This window comes from Nonomuraea sp. NPDC005501 (assembly GCF_040605905.1).
Lineage (GTDB): Bacteria > Actinomycetota > Actinomycetes > Streptosporangiales > Streptosporangiaceae > Nonomuraea.
The window spans coordinates 15,819-33,827 of the sequence record NZ_JBEXDT010000061.1 but is presented as its reverse complement, the minus strand read 5'-3'; the positions used below and the strand labels follow the sequence as shown (position 1 = coordinate 33,827).

Sequence of the window (18,009 nt, the reverse complement as noted above, 5' to 3'; positions counted from 1 at the left end):
TCACGCACCGAGCCGGAGGACGCGGACCCCAGCCCCATGGCGGAGGCGGCGGCGCAGCCGGGGGCTGGAGCCGGTCCGCGGAGGGCGGGCCGGCTCCAGGTCCGGGTGTCACGTCGGCGTCAGACGCGGTTCCACTTCTGGTTGTTCTGGCCGTTGCAGGTCCAGATCTGGACCTTGGTGCCGTTGGCGGTGCCGGCACCGGCCACGTCCAGGCACTTGTTCGCCCCGACCGCCGTGATGGTGCCGTCGGCGTTGACGCGCCACTTCTGGTTGGCCTGGCCGTTGCAGTCCCAGATGATCACGGCTGAGCCGTCCGCCGTACCTCCGCCGTTGACGTCCAGGCACTTGCCGCCGGACGCCCGCAGCTCACCCGCGCTCGTGGACGTCCACTGCTGGTTGGCCTGCCCGTTGCAGTCCCAGATCTGCGCCTGCGCGCCGTTGGGCTGCGAGGCGCCGTTGACGTCCAGGCACCGGTTCGACCCGGCGCCTCGCAGCGCACTCGTGCTGCCGGAGGCGCCGCCCTGCCCGACGCCCTCACCGGCGAAGGTGAAGGAGTCGACGTCGAACGCGTTCGCCGACGGCGCCTTGAAGACGACGAAGACGTTGTGGGTGCCACCGGGGCGGCTGACCCGCACCGCGGGCAGGGACACGTAGGTGTTCCATCCCCCCGTCGCCGGCACGGGGCTGGAGGCGATGAGTGTCCCGGTCGGCGAGTCGGCGTGCAGCTCGATGGACGCCCCGGTGCCGGACGGCGCCGAGACACGGAAGGACACCGTGTCGATTCCGGACAGGTTGACCGGGGTGAAGGAGATCCAGTCGTTGTTGGAGATGTCGCCGATCCGCCTGCCGCCCTCGGCTCCGGGCTCATCGACGATCCGGATCCCGGACGAGCCGGTGAAGTGCTCCGCCTGCTTGTGCTTGGGCTGCAGGGTGATGCCGGTGCTGCCCTTGAGGCCGCCCTTGTCGGTGTAGTCCGCGGACAGGACATAGTAGACGTTGGAGGCCTCGTCATGGCCGGAGGCGGTGGTGGCGACCGTCCCTGAGCAACCGGTGTACTGACCGGTGTCATGGGCGTGCTGGTCATGGCCCAGCGCGGTGATCACGTTGACCTTGGTGCAGTCGACGGCGCCGTCCTCGGGGTCGGTGACGTTCACCGTGTAGGCCACCTGGTCGCCGAAGTCGATGAACCCGCCGTCGGGCGGAGCCGAGAAGACGACCTTGGGACGGGTGTTGCCGACGCTGACGGTCAGAGTGGTGCTGCCCGTCTTCCCGCCGGGGTCCCGTACGGTCAGTTTGACGGTGTAGGTGCCGTTGGCGGTGTAGGTGTGGGACGGGTTTGCGCTGGTGGAGGTGGCGCCGTCGCCGAAGTCCCACGCGTAGGTGATCGCGTCGCCGTCCGGGTCGGACGAGCCCGCCGAGGACAACGCCACCGCCAGCGGCGCGTTGCCCGAGTCGGGGTCGGCGCTCGCCCTGGCGACGGGGGCGCGGTTCCCGGCCACGTAGTCGACCCGGTAGACGCCGTCGTCGGTGTTGTCGTGGCCGAAGCCGTTGCCCCAGTCGGCGTAGTACAGGGCACCGTCGGGGCCGAACTTCATGTCGATGGGCGCGTGCGGTGCGAGCTGGGCGACGAACGGATTGATCTTCAGGAGGTTGCCGGAGGAGTCGAGGCGGAACTCCTTGACGAAGTTGCGGCTCCACTCGTAGAAGAGCGGGGTCTTGTCGAAGTACTCCGGGAACTTGCGGTCCGAGGCGCTCGCCCGGTCGTAGTGGTAGAACGGGCCGCCCATCGGGGCTGCTCCGCCGCAGCAGTCGATCTCCGGGAACTCGGCGGAGGCGTGGTAGTTGTACGAGACCGTGGCGGGCTTGGCGGCGGGCAGGCTGGTCAGGCCGGTGTTGTTGGGCGAGTCGTTGACCGGCGCCGAGCAGGTGAACTTCGCGCCGGAGGTGTTGGTGGCGAAGTTGAAGTCGTTGAACGGGATGTTGTTGCCGACGCAGTACGGCCAGCCGTAGAAGCCCGGCTGCTTGATCAGGTTCCACTCCACGGTGCCTTCAGGACCGCGGTTGGGGTTCGCGCCGCCCGCGTCGGGACCGTAGTCACCCACCGAGATCCAGCCGGTGTCCTTGTCGACCGCGAAGCGGAACGGGTTGCGAAAGCCCATCGCGTAGATCTCGGGACGCGTTTTGGCGGTGCCGGGAGAGAAGAGGTTGCCGGACGGGACCGTGTAGGTGCCGTCGGCTTCGGGGTGGATGCGCAGGATCTTGCCGCGCAGGTCGTTGGTGTTGGCCGCGGAGCGCTGGGCGTCGTAGTGCTCGCGGCCGGGCCGTTCGTCGATCGGCGCGTACCCGCTGGAGCCGTTGGGGTTGGTGTCGTCGCCGGGCCCGATGTACAGGTTGCCGCCCGGGCCGAACGCCAGGTAGCCGCCGGTGTGGCCGGGCTCGTCGACGTTGCGGTACGCCGGAACCTCGATGATCTTCTTCTCGCTCGCCAGGTCGAGGCTGGTTCCGTTGAAGGTGAACCGCGACACCCGGTTCACCTCACCGCCGTTGGACGGCGAGTGGTTGACGTAGATCCAGCCGTTGGTGGCGAAGCCGGGATCCAGGGCCAGCCCGACGGCGCCGTCCTCGCCGCCGTCGTAGACCGGCAGCGTGCCGATGACGCGTGTGCCCCCGCCGTTGGCGGGGATCATGTTCACCTTGCCCGACCGCGAGACGAAGAAGACCCTGCCGTCGGCGGCCACGTCCAGCTCCATCGGCTGGTCCGGCGCGCCGTCGAGCGTCACCTTCTGGAACCGGGCCGCGACCGTGCCGCCGCAGTCGCCCGGCGCCGCGCCCGCTGCCCACGTCACCGCGCCCAGCAGGTGCTGTTTGAACAGCGGCTCCGAGTAGGAGGATGCCTGGTGGCCCATCGCGGTGGCCCACACGCGGCCGCCCTCCGGGTTGTGACACCAGGAGATCGGGTGGTCGGCGCCCATCTTGTTCGGCCCCGCGTCATAAGTGGTCTCGTCCGCGGTCACCAGCACGTGCACCGAGCCGCGCGAGTTCTTGTCGAAGTTGTACCACTCCTCCGTACGCGCCCACCGGTCCGGCAGCCCCTTCGTGGAGGGGTGCACCTTGTCGGCCACCTTGGCGGTGCCCGGCAGGGTCGCCGAATGCGCGGTCATGTGCGCGCCGGCCAGCACGACCTGGTCCCACCAGGGGAACTGCGCCTCGATGTTCATGTCGGTGGCGTTGTGGACGGCGACGACGCCGTGACCGCCGCGCACATAGGCCTGGACGGCCTGGCGCTGGGCGTCGTTGTCCCACACCATGCCGCTGGTCTGGAACATGATCACCGCGTCGTAGGTGTTCAGCGTCGCCGTGGTGAAGACGGCGGAGTCCTCGCTGTGGTCGAGCTGGAAGTTGTTGTCGGCCGCCATCTGCTGGAACATCGCGACACCGGCGGCGATGGAGTCGTGCCGGTAGGCGCCACTCGCGGTCTTGGTGAACAGCAGCACCTTGAACTGCGGAGCGGCCGCGTGCGCCGCCGGCGGCACCGCGAGCCACAACAGCCCTAACAGGGTCGCGGCCAGGGCGGGGAGCAGGCGTGATCTTCGCATGGAGGGTCTCCTGGGGGGTTACCGGTGAACGGTCGGGAGTCGAGGTGCGAAGGCGTGAGCCGTCTCGGCTCCGGGAGCATCGGTCGGTCAGGTGGTGAGGGTGCGAAGGAAGGCGAGGCCTTCGGTGGCGAGGGCGTCCTGGCTCGGCGCGAGGGGACGCCAGACGGATGCGGCGGTGGCGATGGTCGTGTTGTCGGCGGTGAAGGACTCGATCACGAGCGGACCGCTGTAGCCCACGTCACGGAGGGCCGCGGCGAGGCCCGGCCAGTCGAAGTGGTCGCCGCCGGGGGCGCCGCGGTCGGTTCCGCACACCTGGAGGTGCTCGATCCTGGCGCCCGCCAGCCGGACGGCCCCGAGGGGGTCCTTCTCCTCGATGTTCATGTGATAGGTGTCGAGGGCGAGTCCGCATTCCTCCGGAAGGGCTTCGAGTGCCTGCTCGACGGTGTTGATGAGGCTGGTCTCATACCGGTTGAGCGGTTCGACAGCGATCCGGACCCCGCGTTCGGCGGCGTAGGCGACGACCGGTTCGAGGCTCACCCTCAGCTCTGCGTAGAGCGCGCGCCGCTCGTCCGGACTCATCCGCCAGGCCCGGCCGACGGAGGCGTAGGCGGGTCCGCTGACCGCCGGCGCGCCGACGGTCACCGCCACGTCCACGCAGTGCCGCAGGTAGTCCTGGGTCTCCTGGACGCACCGGGGCGAGGCACCGACGAGCTCGCGTCCCGGTGGCATCGTGAGCACGACCGACGCGCCGAGTCCGAGCCCGTCCAGGAGGGCCGCCGCCCTGCCCGGGTCCCAGTCGCCGGGGTGCTCGACCGGCAGCTCCACGACGTCGAATCCCCATGCCGCGATCCGCGGCGCGAGGGCGGCCAGGGACTCGTCGGTGAGCGGCGAGACCCAGACCCAGGTGTTGACGCCGATCACGGCGTGCCACCCCACGTCCCGGGGTAGCCGGGCAGATCCTCACAGCCGCACAGGGCGTAGTGCAGCGGCGGCATGCCGGGCTTGAGGTAGGTGGCGAGGTTGTCCTGGGTGATCGTGGGTTGCGGAAGGTTCCAGACCTTGGGCACCTGCTCGCCCTTGAGGATCTTGAGCGCCGCGATGACGGGGGTGCGCCACTGGTACGTCGGATAGGTCGGGGCGATCGCGGTCAGCTTCGCGTCGCTCCACTTCTTCAGGAAGTCCTGCTGGTCCTCGCCGTTGATCGGCGGTACCGGCCGGCCCGCGTCCTCGAACGCCTCGACGGCCGCGACAGCGGTGGCGCCCGAGTCCATCCAGACCCCGTCGATCTCGCCGTGCCGCTGGATGTAGTCGCTGACGATGCTCTTGGTCTTGGCGGCGTCGCCGTCGGTGAACTCCACGCCGACGACCTCGAGATCGCTCTTGTCGAACGCGACCTTCGCCGCCGACCACCGGGTCTCCAGGACGTCCACGCCGGGCAGGATGCGCAGCGCGAGGATCTTCCCGCCGGGCCGGACCTTGTCGATGAGGAACTCGGCCGCCTCGGAGCCGAAGGCGTAGCCGCCGATCGGCTTGATGAAGGTGACCGGGCAATCGGTCCGGACCCCACGGTCGAACACGATGACGGGCACCTTCGCGCACGCCCCGGACACCGCGGGAGTCAGCGTCGCGGTCGTGTTGGGCGAGACGATCAGCACGTCGCAGCCCTTGCCCTGGAGCTCGGCGATGTCGGAGATCTGCTTGTCGTCCTTGCCTTCGGCGTCCAGCGCGGTGAAGCGCGTGATCTCCTTGTGCAGGGCGGCCTCCGCCTGCATGGTCTTCCAGCCGACCTGCCGCCAGGGGTTGTCGACCGCGGCGTTGGAGAAGCACAGGTGGTACGGCGCGGCCTTCTTGTACGTGGCGGTGTCGACGAGCTGCGGGTCGATGCTCTGCTCCCATGGTCGGGCCGGCGAGCCGGTCGGCTGCGCCCGGCGCATCGCCATCTGGGCGTCGTAGTCGGTCTGCACGAAGAACTTCGACTGCGCTCCGGTGCCCTTGTCCCGCGGACCGCTGGACCCGGCCGGCGCGACGGAGGCGGAGGGCGTGGGTCTGTCGCTGGTGCACGCGGCCGCCGGCAGTGTCAGCACGGCCAGCGCGGCGGAGGCGAGGAGCCGCCGCGAAGATGAACGCATGGTCTTCCTTCCATCACGAGGCCGCCACGGCTCTTCTGCGCGGGATGCTCACGCCTCCCAGCGCCACCGCGGCGATGATGATCACGCCCTGTATGGCCGGCTCCAGCGCCCCGGAGATGCCGTACAGGTTGAGCAGGGTGAACAACGCCTCCAAGGTGAAGGCGCCCGCCATCGCGGCGACGACGGAGCCGCGGCCGCCCCCGAGGACCACACCGCCCACCACGACAGCGGTGATGGCCTGGAACTCCAGGCCCTGGCCGACCTGCGCGGACACCCCGGCGAAGCCGCCCAGCAGGATCGCGGCGACCGCCGCCGACAGCCCGGAGACCATGAACGCCACCGTCCGCACCCGGGCGACGCGGACGCCGGACAGAGCCGCGGCACGATCGTTGTCACCGGCCGCGATCAGCGTGTGGCCGAAGCCGGCACGCATCGCGCAGATCGCGCAGGCCGCCACCGCGACGAGGACCAGGACCGACCAGGGCACCGGGCCGAGACTCCCCCGGCCCAGCTCCCGGAACTGCGGGGACAGGGCGCCCCGGGGCGCGCCACCCGTCCACAGGAAGATCGCTCCGGACAGGATCAGCAGCATGCCGAGTGTCGTGATGAACGACGGCACCCGGAGCAGGGTGGTGACGATCCCGTTGACCAGCCCGATGAGCAGCCCGAAAGCGATCAGCAGGGCCAGCACGGGCCAGGTCGCCTCCGCGGAGCCGTCGAGGAGCCGCGCGGCGATCACCACCTCGGCGGTGACGAGCGAGCCGACCGACAGGTCGAACTCGCCGGACACGACGACGAAGTACTGCCCGGCCGCGAGGATCACCAGCGGTGCGGCCCTCTTGACGAAGGCGAGGAGGGCGGGCGGCTCCAGGAAATACGGGTGGGCGACCGCGATGGCCGCCAGCAGTCCGGCCAGCACCACGAAGATCGGCAGCGCGCGTCTCATGCGGTCCGCCTCCTGCGGGCGTAGACAGCCAACGCGGCCACCAGGACCACGCCCCGCACGACGTCCTTGGCGAAGGAGTTGACCTCCATCTGGTTGAAGATGCTGTCGAGGACGGCCAGGAGCAGGACCCCGCCGACGGTCCCCGCGACCCCGCCGCGGCCTCCGGCCAGAGCTGTCCCGCCGATCACCACCGCGGCGATCGACTCCAGGTCGTATCCGCCGTCGGTCCCGACCGTCGGCGCGCCCGCTCCGAGCCGGGAGGCGAGCAGAAGCCCGGCGATCCCGGCGCAGACCGAGCAGAGGACGTGGGCGGCGACCACGACCCGCTCGGTGCGAACTCCCGACAGCCGCGCGACCTCGGCGTCCCCGCCCACCGCGTAGATCCGGTATCCGAGGCGCGTCCGGCCGAGCAGGAGCCACGCGGCCGCCGCCACCGCGGCCCACAGCAGCGCCGACACCGGCACCGGCCCGATGCGGTCGTACCCGAGATGCTGGAAGGACTCGGGCACACTGCCCGCCGGACCGTCGTACCGATCGTCCAGCACCCCTCTGATGATCAGCGCGACCCCGAGCGTGGCGATGAAGGCGTGCACCCGGAGCCTCGTGACGATCAGGCCGTTCACCAGTCCGGCCGTCGCGCTCACCGCCAGCACCGTGGCGACGGCGGCCGGCACGTTCGCGTCGGCGCCTCCCATGACCTCGGCCGCGACCAGCGAGGTCATGCTGATCAGGTAGGCCACCGAGAGATCCAGGCTCCCCGCCAGGATCACCAGGGTCTGACCGATCGCGACGATGCCCAGCGCCGCCGATCGCTGCTGGATGCCGACGATGTTCTCCTGGCTGAGGAACCGGCCACCGTCCAGGGCGAACAGCAGCCAACCCAGCACGACGAGCAGGGCCAGCGCCACGTAGACGGCACGCGCGGGGCGGTCGGCCGACAGCCGCCGCAGGAGCGAACCCTCGGCCGGGACGCGCCGCAGCTTGAGCTGCTGGGTCATGAGGCGGCCGCCAGGCGCATCACGGCCTCCTCGGTCGAGCCGGCGGGCAGCTCTCCGGCGATGCGGCCGTCCCGCAGCACCACGATGCGGTCGCTCATGCCGATGACCTCGGGCAGCTCGGAGGAGATCATCAGGACGGCCGTCCCGTCGCGGGCGAGTTCGCGCACCAGCTCGTGGATGGCGGCCTTGGCACCGACGTCGACGCCACGGGTGGGCTCGTCGAACAGCAGGACACGCGGCGCGACCGCCATCCATTTGGCCAGCACGACCTTCTGCTGGTTGCCCCCGGACAGCAGCCGGACCTCCTGCGCGGGCCGGGACGGGGTGAGCCGTACCCGCTCCAGCAGCCGCTCGACCGCGGGCCGGCGCATCCGGATGGTCCGGGCGACGAGCAGGGCGTTGTCGCGCACCCGCTGGTTCAGCAGGAGCCCTTCGGCTTTGCGGTCCTCGGTGACCAGGCCGATCCCCGCGGCGATCCCCTCGCGGGCCGAGCGGGGACGGCAGGGCGTCATCTCGCCGCTGGTGAAGGGCTCCGCGCCGAACAGCGCCCTGGCCAGCTCGGTGCGGCCCGAGCCTTGCAACCCGGCCACCCCGACGATCTCCCCCGCGCGCAGGTCGAGGTCGATGCCGTGCAGCCTGGCGTTGCCGCCGCCGCGCACGCTCAGCATCACCTCTCCGGGCGGTTCCGCCGCACGTGGCGGGTAGTAGGAGTCCAGGTCCCGGCCGACCATCAGGCGGACCAGAGCCGGGGTGTCCAGGCCGGAGGCATCCGCGGTGGTGACCCGGGCACCGTCCTTGAGCACGGTGATCCGGTCGGCGAGATCGAAGATCTCGCGGAGCCGGTGCGAGACGTACAGGACCGCGATGCCGCGTGCCGTGAGCCGCCGCACCAGCGTGTGGAGCGACTCCACCTCGTGGTCCGCCAGGGCGGCCGTCGGCTCGTCCATCACCACGATCCGGGCGTTCAGCGACAGGGCCTTGGCGATCTCGACGACCTGCTGCCGCGCGACCGAGAGCCGCCGGACGAGATCGCGGGGGCCGAACGACTCCTCCCCGAGAGAGCTCAGCAGCTCTCCGGTCGCCGATTCCATCGCGGCGCGGTCGACGAGCCCCCGTCGGACGGGTTCCCGCCCGAGGTGGACGTTCTCGGCCACCGTTCGCTCCGGCAGCAGGGTGAGCTCCTGGTGGATGATCGCCACCCCGGCCCGCTGCGCCTCGATCGGGTGCCCGAAAGCCACGCCGCGGCCGTCGATCTTCATTCTCCCCTCGTCCGGCGCGTGCACGCCGGCCAGGATCTTCATGAGCGTCGACTTGCCCGCGCCGTTCTCCCCCACCACCGCGTGCACCTCGCCCGCGGACGCCTCCAGGTCGACTCCGTCGAGGACCCGGACACCCAGGAAGCTCTTGGCGATGCCGGTCATCTCCAGCACGCGGCCCGCCCGGCGAGAGGGAGGTGAGGAGTCGTGCACGGGGGGCTCCTAACGGGGGGGGTTGGAGTCGTGCCGGCCCTGGGAGGCGCTTCACCGGCCGCTCGTGGACGCCGGCCACTGACCAGCGAACATTCAATCGAATCGATTCGCACCAAAAGTAAATCTGACTCATCTGCCTGTCAAGCGTGCTTATGCTGGAAAATCCCGACTGCTTTTCCGGCATACTCGGCGGCTGTCGGACCGAGCTTTCTCCAGAATTCCCCTGTCAGAGCGATGCTGGTCCGATTGTGAGCCGCCGCCGCTCTCCACTCAGGCCGAAATAAGTCGGATCCGTCATGCATGGAGAGTGCCAATATGAGTATGAAATTTTCACGTCCTCGTGTGGGACGGCGGGCGCGCATGGCCACGCGGCGTGGCACCGATCAGGGCCGCGCCGCATGTCATGTCACAGAGGGCGTGGACGGATGGCCTCAGACGCGGCTCCACTTCTGGTTGGCGCCGCCGTTGCACGTCCAGATCTGGACCTTGGTGCCGTTGGCGGTGCCGGCACCCGACACGTCCAGGCACTTGTTCGCCCCGACCGCCGTGATGCTGCCGTCGGCGTTGAGGCGCCATTTCTGGTTGTTCTGGCCGTTGCAGTCCCAGATGATCATCGCGGAGCCGTCGGCGGTGCCGGCGCCGTTGACGTCCAGGCACTTGCCGCCGTACACGCGCAGCTCACCGGAGCTCGTGGACGTCCACTGCTGGCCGGCCTGGCCGTTGCAGTCCCAGATCCGCACCTGCGCGCCGTTCACCGGGGAACCCCCGCTGACGTCCAGACACCGTCCCGAGCCCACCCCCTTCACCGCGCTCGTGCTCCCCGGCGTGCTGGTCAGTTCCTTGATGCGGATGTTGCGGAACGACGCCACGTCGCCGGACCCGTGGTTCTGGATGCCGATGTAGCCCTGCTGGATCGAGCGGACCGGATCGGTGTTGGTGAAATCGTTGATCCTGGTGCCGTTCAGGAAGACCTGCAACCGCTCCCCCTCCACCAGCAGTTCATAGGTGTTCCACCGGCCCGGCGGATTCAGCGCCGCATCCCGTGCCGCGACGTCGGCCGCCTTGAATCCGTAGATGGCCCCCGTTGTCTTGTCCGGAGTGTCGGTCGCGTCGATCTGCACCTCGTACCCGGTGGCGAGCGCCGCGTCCGGGTCGCTGGTGGCCGGGAACCCCACGATCACCCCCGAATTGGAGTCACCGGTCAGCTTCCAGTCGATCTTCAGCGAGTAGGCATGCAACTCCTTGGCGCTGTACCACAGCATGCCCATGCCGCCCTGGGAGGTCAGCGTGGCGTCGCTGTCGGCGAACGATCCCGGCCCCGCCTGCGACCAGCCCGTCGTCGATCCGTTGTACAACGTCGTGTACCCGGTCTCCGGGCGGCAGTCGGCGTTGGTGGCCTTGGCCACGTACCGGATCCCGCCCAGCAGCAGCGCGCGGAAGTTCGGGTCGGCGTACGACTCCTGGGTGTGCCCCAAGCCGGTGTAGAACGAGCGCCCGGAGGACTGGGGGTGGCACCAGGTGATCGGATGGTCGCCCATGCCCCCGCCGCTGTAGCTGCTCTCGTCCAGGCTCTGCAGCACCCGCACGCCGGAGCGGGGGTTGGTGCGGTAGTTGTACCACTCGTCGGTGCGCGACCAGGTCGCCCCCAGATGAGCGGTCGCGGCGTGCGCCCTGTCCTCGTTCCGTACGGTGGCCTGCTGGATGGCCGGGTGGTTGTTGAACCAGGCCCCCATCAGCTGCCCGTAGTAGGGCCAGCCGTACTCGGTGTCGGCGGCCGAGTGCACCCCCACGTATCCGCCCCCGCCGTCCACGTACGTCTGGAAGGCGCTTTGCTGGGTGTCGTTGAGCACGTCACCGGTGGTGCTGAGGAACACCACCGCTTTGTACTGGGCGAGGTTGGCCGCGGTGAAGGCGTTCGCGTCCTCGGTCGCGTCGACGGCGAAGTCGTTGGCCGCCCCCAGGTCGCGGATGGCCTGGATCCCGCCGGGGATCGAGTCGTGCCGGAATCCGGCCGTCTTGGAGAACACCAGCACCTTGAAGGCGGCGGCCTGGGCGGGGACGGCGGGGATCAGCGTCGCGGCGGCGGCGGTGAGCGCCACCGCGGTCGCCGACAGCCTCCGCAGCACGGATGTCTTCCGGTCGCCCTCCGCGCCGCGCCCGAGCGCGCCGGGGGTCAGATGTCGCAGCATACGTGTCCTTCCGTCACATCAGTGGGTGATCGTGGTGCGGTCAAGGACGTGGCCTCAGACGCGGCTCCACTTCTGGTTGGCGCCGCCGTTGCACGTCCAGATCTGGACCTTGGTGCCGTTGGCGGTGCCCGCCCCGCTGACGTCCAGACACTTGTTCGCCCCGACCGCCGTGATCGTGCCGTCGGCGTTGAGGCGCCATTTCTGGTTGTTCTGGCCGTTGCAGTCCCAGATGATCACCGCGGAGCCGTCCGCCGTACCCGCCCCGTTCACGTCCAGGCACTTGCCGCCGTACACCCGCAACTCACCCGCGCTCGTGGACGTCCACTGCTGGCCGGCCTGGCCGTTGCAGTCCCAGATCCGCACCTGCGCGCCGTTCACCGGGGAACCCCCGCTGACGTCCAGACACCGTCCCGAGCCCACCCCCTTCACCGCGCTCGTGCTCCCCGGCGACGTGCCGGTGTCAAGGGTGAAGGCGTCGACGTCGAACAGGTATCCCTGTCCTGTCGGGCCGCGGAAGACCAGGTACAGCGTCGTGGTGCCGGCCGGCGCGCCGCCGAGGTTCGCCGAGACGTCGGTGAAGGTGTCCCAGCCGCCGGTGCTCGCGACGTTCACCGTTCCCAGCAGCATGCCCGTGGCCGAGCCCGCTCGCACCTCGATCCGGCCGCCCGCGCCCGCCGAGGACACCCGAACGGTGATCCTCGTCGCGTCACCCAGGCTGTACGGCTGGAAGGAGATCCAGTCACCGTCGTCGGTGAAGCCGACCGTCCTGCCGCCTTCGGCGGTGCCGTGGTCGGCCGTCTGGACGCCCTGCTGGGCGCCGAAGTGCTCAGCCTGCCGGTGCCGCGGCTGGAGCGTACGTGCGCTGGTGGAGGTCAGGCCGCCCGTGTCGGTGTAGGAGGCCTCGAAGACGCCGTAGATGTTGGCCGCGGCGTCGTGCTCACCGTCGACCGGCACCGGGATGGAGCCCGAGCAGCCGGTCTTGGAGGTGATCTGGTGACGGTGGCTGTCGTGGCCGAGGAAGTAGGCGACGGTGACCTTGGTGCAGTCGATCGTGCCGTCCTCCGGGTCGCTGACGGTGACCTGGAAGGGCACCGTGTCCCCGAAGGAGAACAACTGCCCGTCGGCCGGGGTGGTCAGCGTCACCGCCGGGGCGGTGTTGCCGACGGTCACGATCACACCGGCGCTTCCGGTCAGCCCCTGCGGGTCGCGGACGGTGAGGGTCACGGTGTAGGTGCCGTTCGCGGTGTAGGTCTTGCTCGGGCTCGCCGCCGTGGACGTGGTGCCGTCGCCGAAGTTCCACGAGTACGCCAGTGCGCCGCCCTCGGGGTCGGAGCTGCCCGCGGACGAGAAGTTCACCGTCAGCGGAGCCGGTCCCGAGGTCTTGTCGGCGGAGGCCTTGGCGACCGGGTTGCGGTTGGCCTTGCCGATGTATTCGATCCTGTACAGCGCCTGGTTGTTGTTCCCGTCGCCGTAGTCGAGGACGTAGAGGGCCCCGTCAGGGCCGAAGGCCATGTCCATCACCTGGGTGCCGGTCCAGGGGAACGCGGAGATCTCCCCGTAGCTCCCGTCGGCCTTGACCTCGACGGCCTTGATCCAGCGGCGGCCGTACTCACCGGCGAAGTAACGCCCGTCCAGGACCTGCGGGAACTTGACGGCGGAGTTCAGGTCCGGGTCGTAACGGTAGACCGGGCCGCCCATCGGCGACTCCGACCCGCTGCCGAACTCCGGGGGGGATCCGGCGTCCCCGGCGTATCGGATCCACGCCGGTTTGGCTGGTGGGAGCGTGGTCTGTCCGGTGTTGCGGAACGAGTTGTTGGTGGGACCGCCCGCGCAGGTGTACTTCGGGCCCGTGCCGTTGGAGGCGAAGTTCCACTCGTTGTAGGTCTCGCTGGTGGTGTTCGTGCCGGTGCAGTACGGCCAGCCGTAGTTGCCCGGACCGGTGATGCGGTCGAACTCCACCTGCCCGCTGGGGCCCCGGTTGGGGTCGGTCACTCCCGCGTCCGGCCCGTAGTCGCCCAGGTAGACGATCCCGGTCGCCTTGTCCACGCTCATCCGGAACGGGTTGCGGAACCCCATCGCGTAGATCTCCGGCCTCGTCCTCGCCGTGCCGGGCGGGAACAGGTTGCCGCTGGGGATCGTGTAGGTGCCGTCCGGCTGCGGCTTGATCCGCAGCACCTTGCCGCGCAGGTCGTTGGTGTTGGCGGCGGAGCGCTGGGCGTCGTACTGCGGATTGCGGTCGGCCCGCTCGTCCAGGGGGGAGTAGCCACTCGACTCGAACGGGTTGCTGTCGTCGCCGGTGGTCAGGTACAGGTTGCCGGCCGCGTCGAAGTCGATGTCGCCGCCCACATGGCAGCACATCCCTCGGTCGTTCGGCACCTCCAGCACGACCTTCTCACTGGCCAGGTCGAGCGTGTCGTCGGGCTTCAAGGTGAACCGGGACACGTTCAGGTGCCCCTTCCACTGGTCGAACTGCGCCTGCGTGCCGTTGCTCGGCGCGTCACCGTTCGGCGTGCTCAGCCGGGGCGAGTAGTAGAGCCAGAGGTACCGGTTCGACGCGAAGTCCGGGTCGACCGCCACACCCTGCAGGCCCTCTTCGTCGTGCGTGTAGACCGCGAGCCTGCCGGCCACCTTCGTGCTGCCGTTGACATCGGTGACGCGCACCGTGCCGTCGCGCGCCGTGTGCACCACCGACCGGTTCGGCATCACGGCCAGCGACATCGCCTCACCCAGCTCCGCACCGCCGGCGGCGAGCGACACCTGCTGGTAGTCGGACGCCGGGATGGTCAGGGCGGTCGCCGAGGAGGCGGAGAGCGCGACGGCTCCGGAAGTGATCAGCGTCATCGTGGTCAGCAAGGCGAGCCACGGACGTCGGGACATGGGTGTTCCTTCCTGACATATGACGATCAGTCAGGGCAAGGCGCGCCATCGCGCTGTTGCCGGCGTTCTGCTGCGGGCACGGAGGAGTGCCGCGGTGTCAGACGCGGGTCCACTTCTGGTTGGCGCCGCCGTGGCAGGTCCAGATCTGGGCCTTGGTGCCGTTGGCGGTGCCGGCACCGGCCACGTCCAGGCACTTGTTCGCCCCGACGGCCGTGATGGTGCCGTCGGCGTTGAGGCGCCACTGCTGGTTGGCCTGGCCGTTGCAGTCCCAGATGATCACGGCTGTGCCGTCCGCCGTACCTCCGCCGTTGACGTCCAGGCACTTTCCGCCGTACACCCGCAGCTCACCCGCGCTCGTGGACGTCCACTGCTGGTTGGCCTGCCCGTTGCAGTCCCAGATCTGCGCCTGCGCGCCGTTGGCCTGGGAGGCGCCGCTGACGTCCAGGCACCGGCCCGACCCCGCCCCCTTGAGGGCACTCGCGCCTCCCGGGGTGGGCGAGGGTGACGTGCCGGTCCGGGGCCCCGCGGACGCCATCACGGCCTGCGCGGCCGCCGGCCAGTTGCCGTTGCTGACGGTGACGTTGCCGTGGACGACGTTGCCCCGGTCGCCGTTGGTCACGTTGGTGCTGCCGTTCGTCGACCAGTTGTCGGTGACGGTCCAGTTGCCCATGTTCTCGCCACCCCAGTAGTTGGCGGTTGCCCAGGTGCCGGTGTTCGAGAGCACGTTGCCGGTGACGGTGTAGTACTTGGAGCCCTCGTCGAAGTAGACGCCGAACCAGCCGTTGGTCCGCAGGCAGTGGTTGTCGCTGATCACGGCGCCCGGGTTCCAGGACAGCGTGTAGATACACCCGCCGTCGGTCATCTGCTGCATGACGTCGTGGACGTAGTTGCCGACGAGCCGGTTGCCGGACGCGGTGGTGGCCGTGGTGTACCGCGGCTGGTAGTTGTACAGACCGCGGTTGGCGTACTGGTTGTTGCCGCCGGGCTCGTTGGCGCCCCAGCCGTAGCCGATCGCCATGCCGGTGTACGGCATGTTGTAGACCTCGTTGTGCGACACGTCGGCGTTGGTGACGTAGGTGGCGAGGACCGAGACGACGCCCCGGTAGTCCAGACCGAGATCATGGATCCGGTTGTCGCTGACGGTGATGTTCCGGTTGACCATCCGCTGGTCGCCGGGGTGGTGCGCGTCGGCGCGCACGCCGCCGACCAGGATGCCGCCGGCCGAGCTGCGGGCGACCTCGGACCGGGTGATCGTGATGTCGCTCGCGCCCAGCCCGACCCCGCCGGCGTGCGCGTTGGCGTCGTTGCCGATGCCGACGGCCGTCTGCCCCAGGTTGACGAACCGGGAGTCGGTGAAGGTGACGTGGTGGGCGGCGGAGACCTGCACGGCGGCGGGCATCTGGAACCAGTTCGGCCGCACGGCCTCGAACTGCTGGCAGCCCTCCTGGCAGGAGGTCAGCCTGTCGGCGGGCCAGTTCCAGTCGCCCGCGATGTAGGCGCCGGTCTGCTGGTCCGCGTAGCCCTGGGCGCTGCTGGGCCCGAGCCAGCTCGTGCCGGTGAAGGTGATCCCGCTGAAGGTGATGTGGTGCGCGGGCGCGTCGTAGGTGCCCCCGACGATCACCAGGGACTGCAGCACGGGCAGCTCCACGCTGATGTCGCTCATGTTCTGACCGGCCGCCGGGATGTAGGACAGAACGCCGGTCCCGGGGTTGATGTGCCACTCACCCGGCGCGTCCAGGAACTCGTAGGCGTTCTCCAGGTACAGCGGACCCGCCCGGTGCGGCTGCGTGAAGGTGTCGTACCCGAAGGTGTTGTTGTTCCAGCCGGGCTGCTGCATCGTCATGACGTTGCCACTGATGCTCTGCACCCTCACGTACCGGTCGGTGAAGGAGCCGACGCTCTCCATCTCGACCCGGTTCTGGTCGGCCAGGTTGTTCAGGTAGCCCAGCGCGCTGTTGCCGAATCTCAGACCGGCGGTGGTCGCGGTGAAGTCGGCCCGGTTCACCTGGGTGCGGGCACGCGTGGCGACGGCGCCGTTGACGTACAGCTGCCGGGTGTCGATCCCGGTGCCGACATTGGCGCGCCAGATGTTCTTCCCGGAGTCGGCCAGCGACCATCCGGTGACCGCCCGGGCCCCGCTGATGACGGGACGTGCGCCCCCCGCGGCCTTCCAGGTGACGGTGTGGCCGTTGTTGCCGGAGTCGGCCGCGGTCAGCCGGAGCGGCGCGGAGAGCCGGTACACCCCGTCGGCCAGCTCGACGACGATGTCGTCGGACATGGCGCCGTTCAGCGACCGCACGGTCGTCTGCGCCGCGGACAGAGAGCACGGCTGGGCGGAGGTGCAGGCGGTGCCGGTGCCGGAGGGTGACACGTACAGGGTCGTGGTGGCCGCGAGGGCCGAGGTGACCGGGGCGACGAGGGCGAACGCCGCGGCCAGCACTGCGGCGATGACGCCGGTCAGGACCGGTCTCAGCGCCGGGACAGGCGAAGATGACTGCACGGTGGTTCCTCTGGGGGGTGGAGGGGTGCTCAGGTCATGACTCGCTCCTTATTACGATCTGGGCGCGGATGTCCGTCAAGTCGTTAAGCCTACTTATTTCGTCATTCGCACACCGAAATCTGGCCATGGTGAACCTGCCGTCCGCGCTGAACAGCGACAATACTGACGGCGCTGATGGCCCGCCTCGATCTTTTCCGCATGAATCATTCAGATGTGTCCTACTGATCGGGTGTCGTGCATGTCCCGACCCGGCGACCCCGATCAGTCGTACTCTTGCAGGGGAAATGGCGAGGAGGGGCACGGTGACCGACACCCCGCGTGAAAGCGCATACCGGCCGGGCTACGAGGTGGCCGCGGAGCAGCTGCTGGAGTTGATCGTCCGGCTGCGCCTGCGCCCGGGAGACCGCCTGCCGACCGAGAACGAGCTGGCCCTGCAACTGGGCACCAGCCGCACCGTCGTCCGCGAGGCTGTCAAGATACTCTCCGCGCTGGGCCGGGTACGCGCCCAGAAGGGCCGCGGCCTGTACGTGGCCGACGACGAGGGGATGCTCGGCACCGGGCGCTGGGCGTCCTTCTTCCTCCCCACCGACCTGGACCACGTCTACATGCTGTTCGAGTTCCGCCGGGCGCAGGAGATGGAGACCAGCCGGCTGGCCGCCCGCCGCGCCACCCCCACGGAGCTGAGGGCCATCGAGGACGCGGCCGCCATGTGCCGCCATGGCTTCGAGACCGGACGCGAGGACCTGTTCAACGAGGGCGACGACACTTTCCACACCGCCATCGCCACGGCCGCGCACAACATGTTCCTCCAGATCGCCGTGCGGGAGGCCCGGCGGCTGCAGGCCCAGTCCAGCCTCATCGGGCTGCGCGGCTCGGTGGGCGGGCACGCCGCCGAGGCCGTCGAGGAGCACGAGGCGATCTACCAGGCCATCCGCGCCGGCGACCCCGAAGCGGCCGCCCAGGCCGCCGCCACGCACATCGACAACACCCTCGACGACTACCGCCGGGAGATCAAGCAGCGTCTGTTCTCCCCGTCCCACTGACCCCGGCGGCCCCTCGGGCGCCGGCTGTCATCCGAACGGGTCGGAGCGTGCGTCCGCGGGTGGGACGGATGAATGTTTCATCGGGCCCGGCTCCGCGGAGTGCGAGCCGGGCCGCTGAGAACCGCCGGGAGGACCTCCGGCGGACGGCGGGCACGGTGGAGTCTTGACAGGCGGTCCGTCCGTCGTATGTGCTTCGCGCGTACGTTGTCGAATCGATTCGCATCGATCGTGTCGACCCGGTTTCCCAGCGGCTGTTTCTCCC

10 protein-coding genes are annotated in these 18,009 nt (G+C 69.7%); 1 reads left to right on the top strand and 9 read right to left on the bottom strand.

The features are described from left to right. Window positions 1-119: 119 nt before the first annotated feature. From ABZS51_RS26675 to ABZS51_RS26635, 9 genes are all read right to left on the bottom strand, one after another. Window positions 120-3,596, bottom strand: coding sequence for a lectin (locus tag ABZS51_RS26675; protein ID WP_355446238.1), 3,477 nt, complete (start codon window positions 3,594-3,596; stop codon window positions 120-122). An 87-nt stretch (window positions 3,597-3,683) separates the two neighbouring features. Further along, window positions 3,684-4,517 carry a sugar phosphate isomerase/epimerase family protein gene (locus tag ABZS51_RS26670; RefSeq protein ID WP_355446235.1) on the bottom strand — a complete coding sequence of 278 codons (834 nt, stop codon included), beginning with the start codon at window positions 4,515-4,517 and terminating at the stop codon, window positions 3,684-3,686. Continuing rightward, the gene (locus ABZS51_RS26665; protein WP_355446232.1) at window positions 4,514-5,725 is read right to left on the bottom strand and encodes a substrate-binding domain-containing protein; all 1,212 of its coding nucleotides are present in this window, start codon (window positions 5,723-5,725) and stop codon (window positions 4,514-4,516) included. Before ABZS51_RS26665 ends, ABZS51_RS26670 begins: the two co-directional genes overlap by 4 nt. A 13-nt stretch (window positions 5,726-5,738) precedes the next feature. Then, a complete protein-coding gene (locus tag ABZS51_RS26660) occupies window positions 5,739-6,671 on the bottom strand; it encodes an ABC transporter permease (protein ID WP_310711919.1) in 933 nt (310 codons plus the stop codon). Next, a complete protein-coding gene (locus ABZS51_RS26655; RefSeq protein ID WP_355446229.1) occupies window positions 6,668-7,669 on the bottom strand; it encodes an ABC transporter permease in 1,002 nt (333 codons plus the stop codon). The genes ABZS51_RS26660 and ABZS51_RS26655 overlap by 4 nt, the downstream gene beginning before the upstream one ends. Then, complete coding sequence (locus tag ABZS51_RS26650) at window positions 7,666-9,090, bottom strand: sugar ABC transporter ATP-binding protein (protein ID WP_355446295.1); 1,425 nt, start codon at window positions 9,088-9,090, stop codon at window positions 7,666-7,668. The genes ABZS51_RS26655 and ABZS51_RS26650 overlap by 4 nt, the downstream gene beginning before the upstream one ends. 479 nt (window positions 9,091-9,569) lie before the next feature. Next, window positions 9,570-11,327 (bottom strand): ThuA domain-containing protein, encoded by a 1,758-nt coding sequence (locus ABZS51_RS26645; RefSeq protein WP_355446226.1) that lies wholly within the window; start codon window positions 11,325-11,327, stop codon window positions 9,570-9,572. 54 nt (window positions 11,328-11,381) lie between these two features. Continuing rightward, complete coding sequence (locus ABZS51_RS26640) at window positions 11,382-14,204, bottom strand: PQQ-dependent sugar dehydrogenase (RefSeq protein WP_355446223.1); 2,823 nt, start codon at window positions 14,202-14,204, stop codon at window positions 11,382-11,384. A gap of 97 nt (window positions 14,205-14,301) precedes the next feature. Then, window positions 14,302-16,704, bottom strand: coding sequence for a lectin (locus ABZS51_RS26635; RefSeq protein WP_355446220.1), 2,403 nt, complete (start codon window positions 16,702-16,704; stop codon window positions 14,302-14,304). A 302-nt stretch (window positions 16,705-17,006) separates the two neighbouring features. Here ABZS51_RS26635 and ABZS51_RS26630 point away from each other — a divergent pair, with 302 nt between their 5' ends. Then, on the top strand, window positions 17,007-17,747 hold the full coding sequence (locus tag ABZS51_RS26630; RefSeq protein WP_355446217.1) for an FCD domain-containing protein: 741 nt from the start codon (window positions 17,007-17,009) through the stop codon (window positions 17,745-17,747). Window positions 17,748-18,009 lie beyond the last annotated feature (262 nt).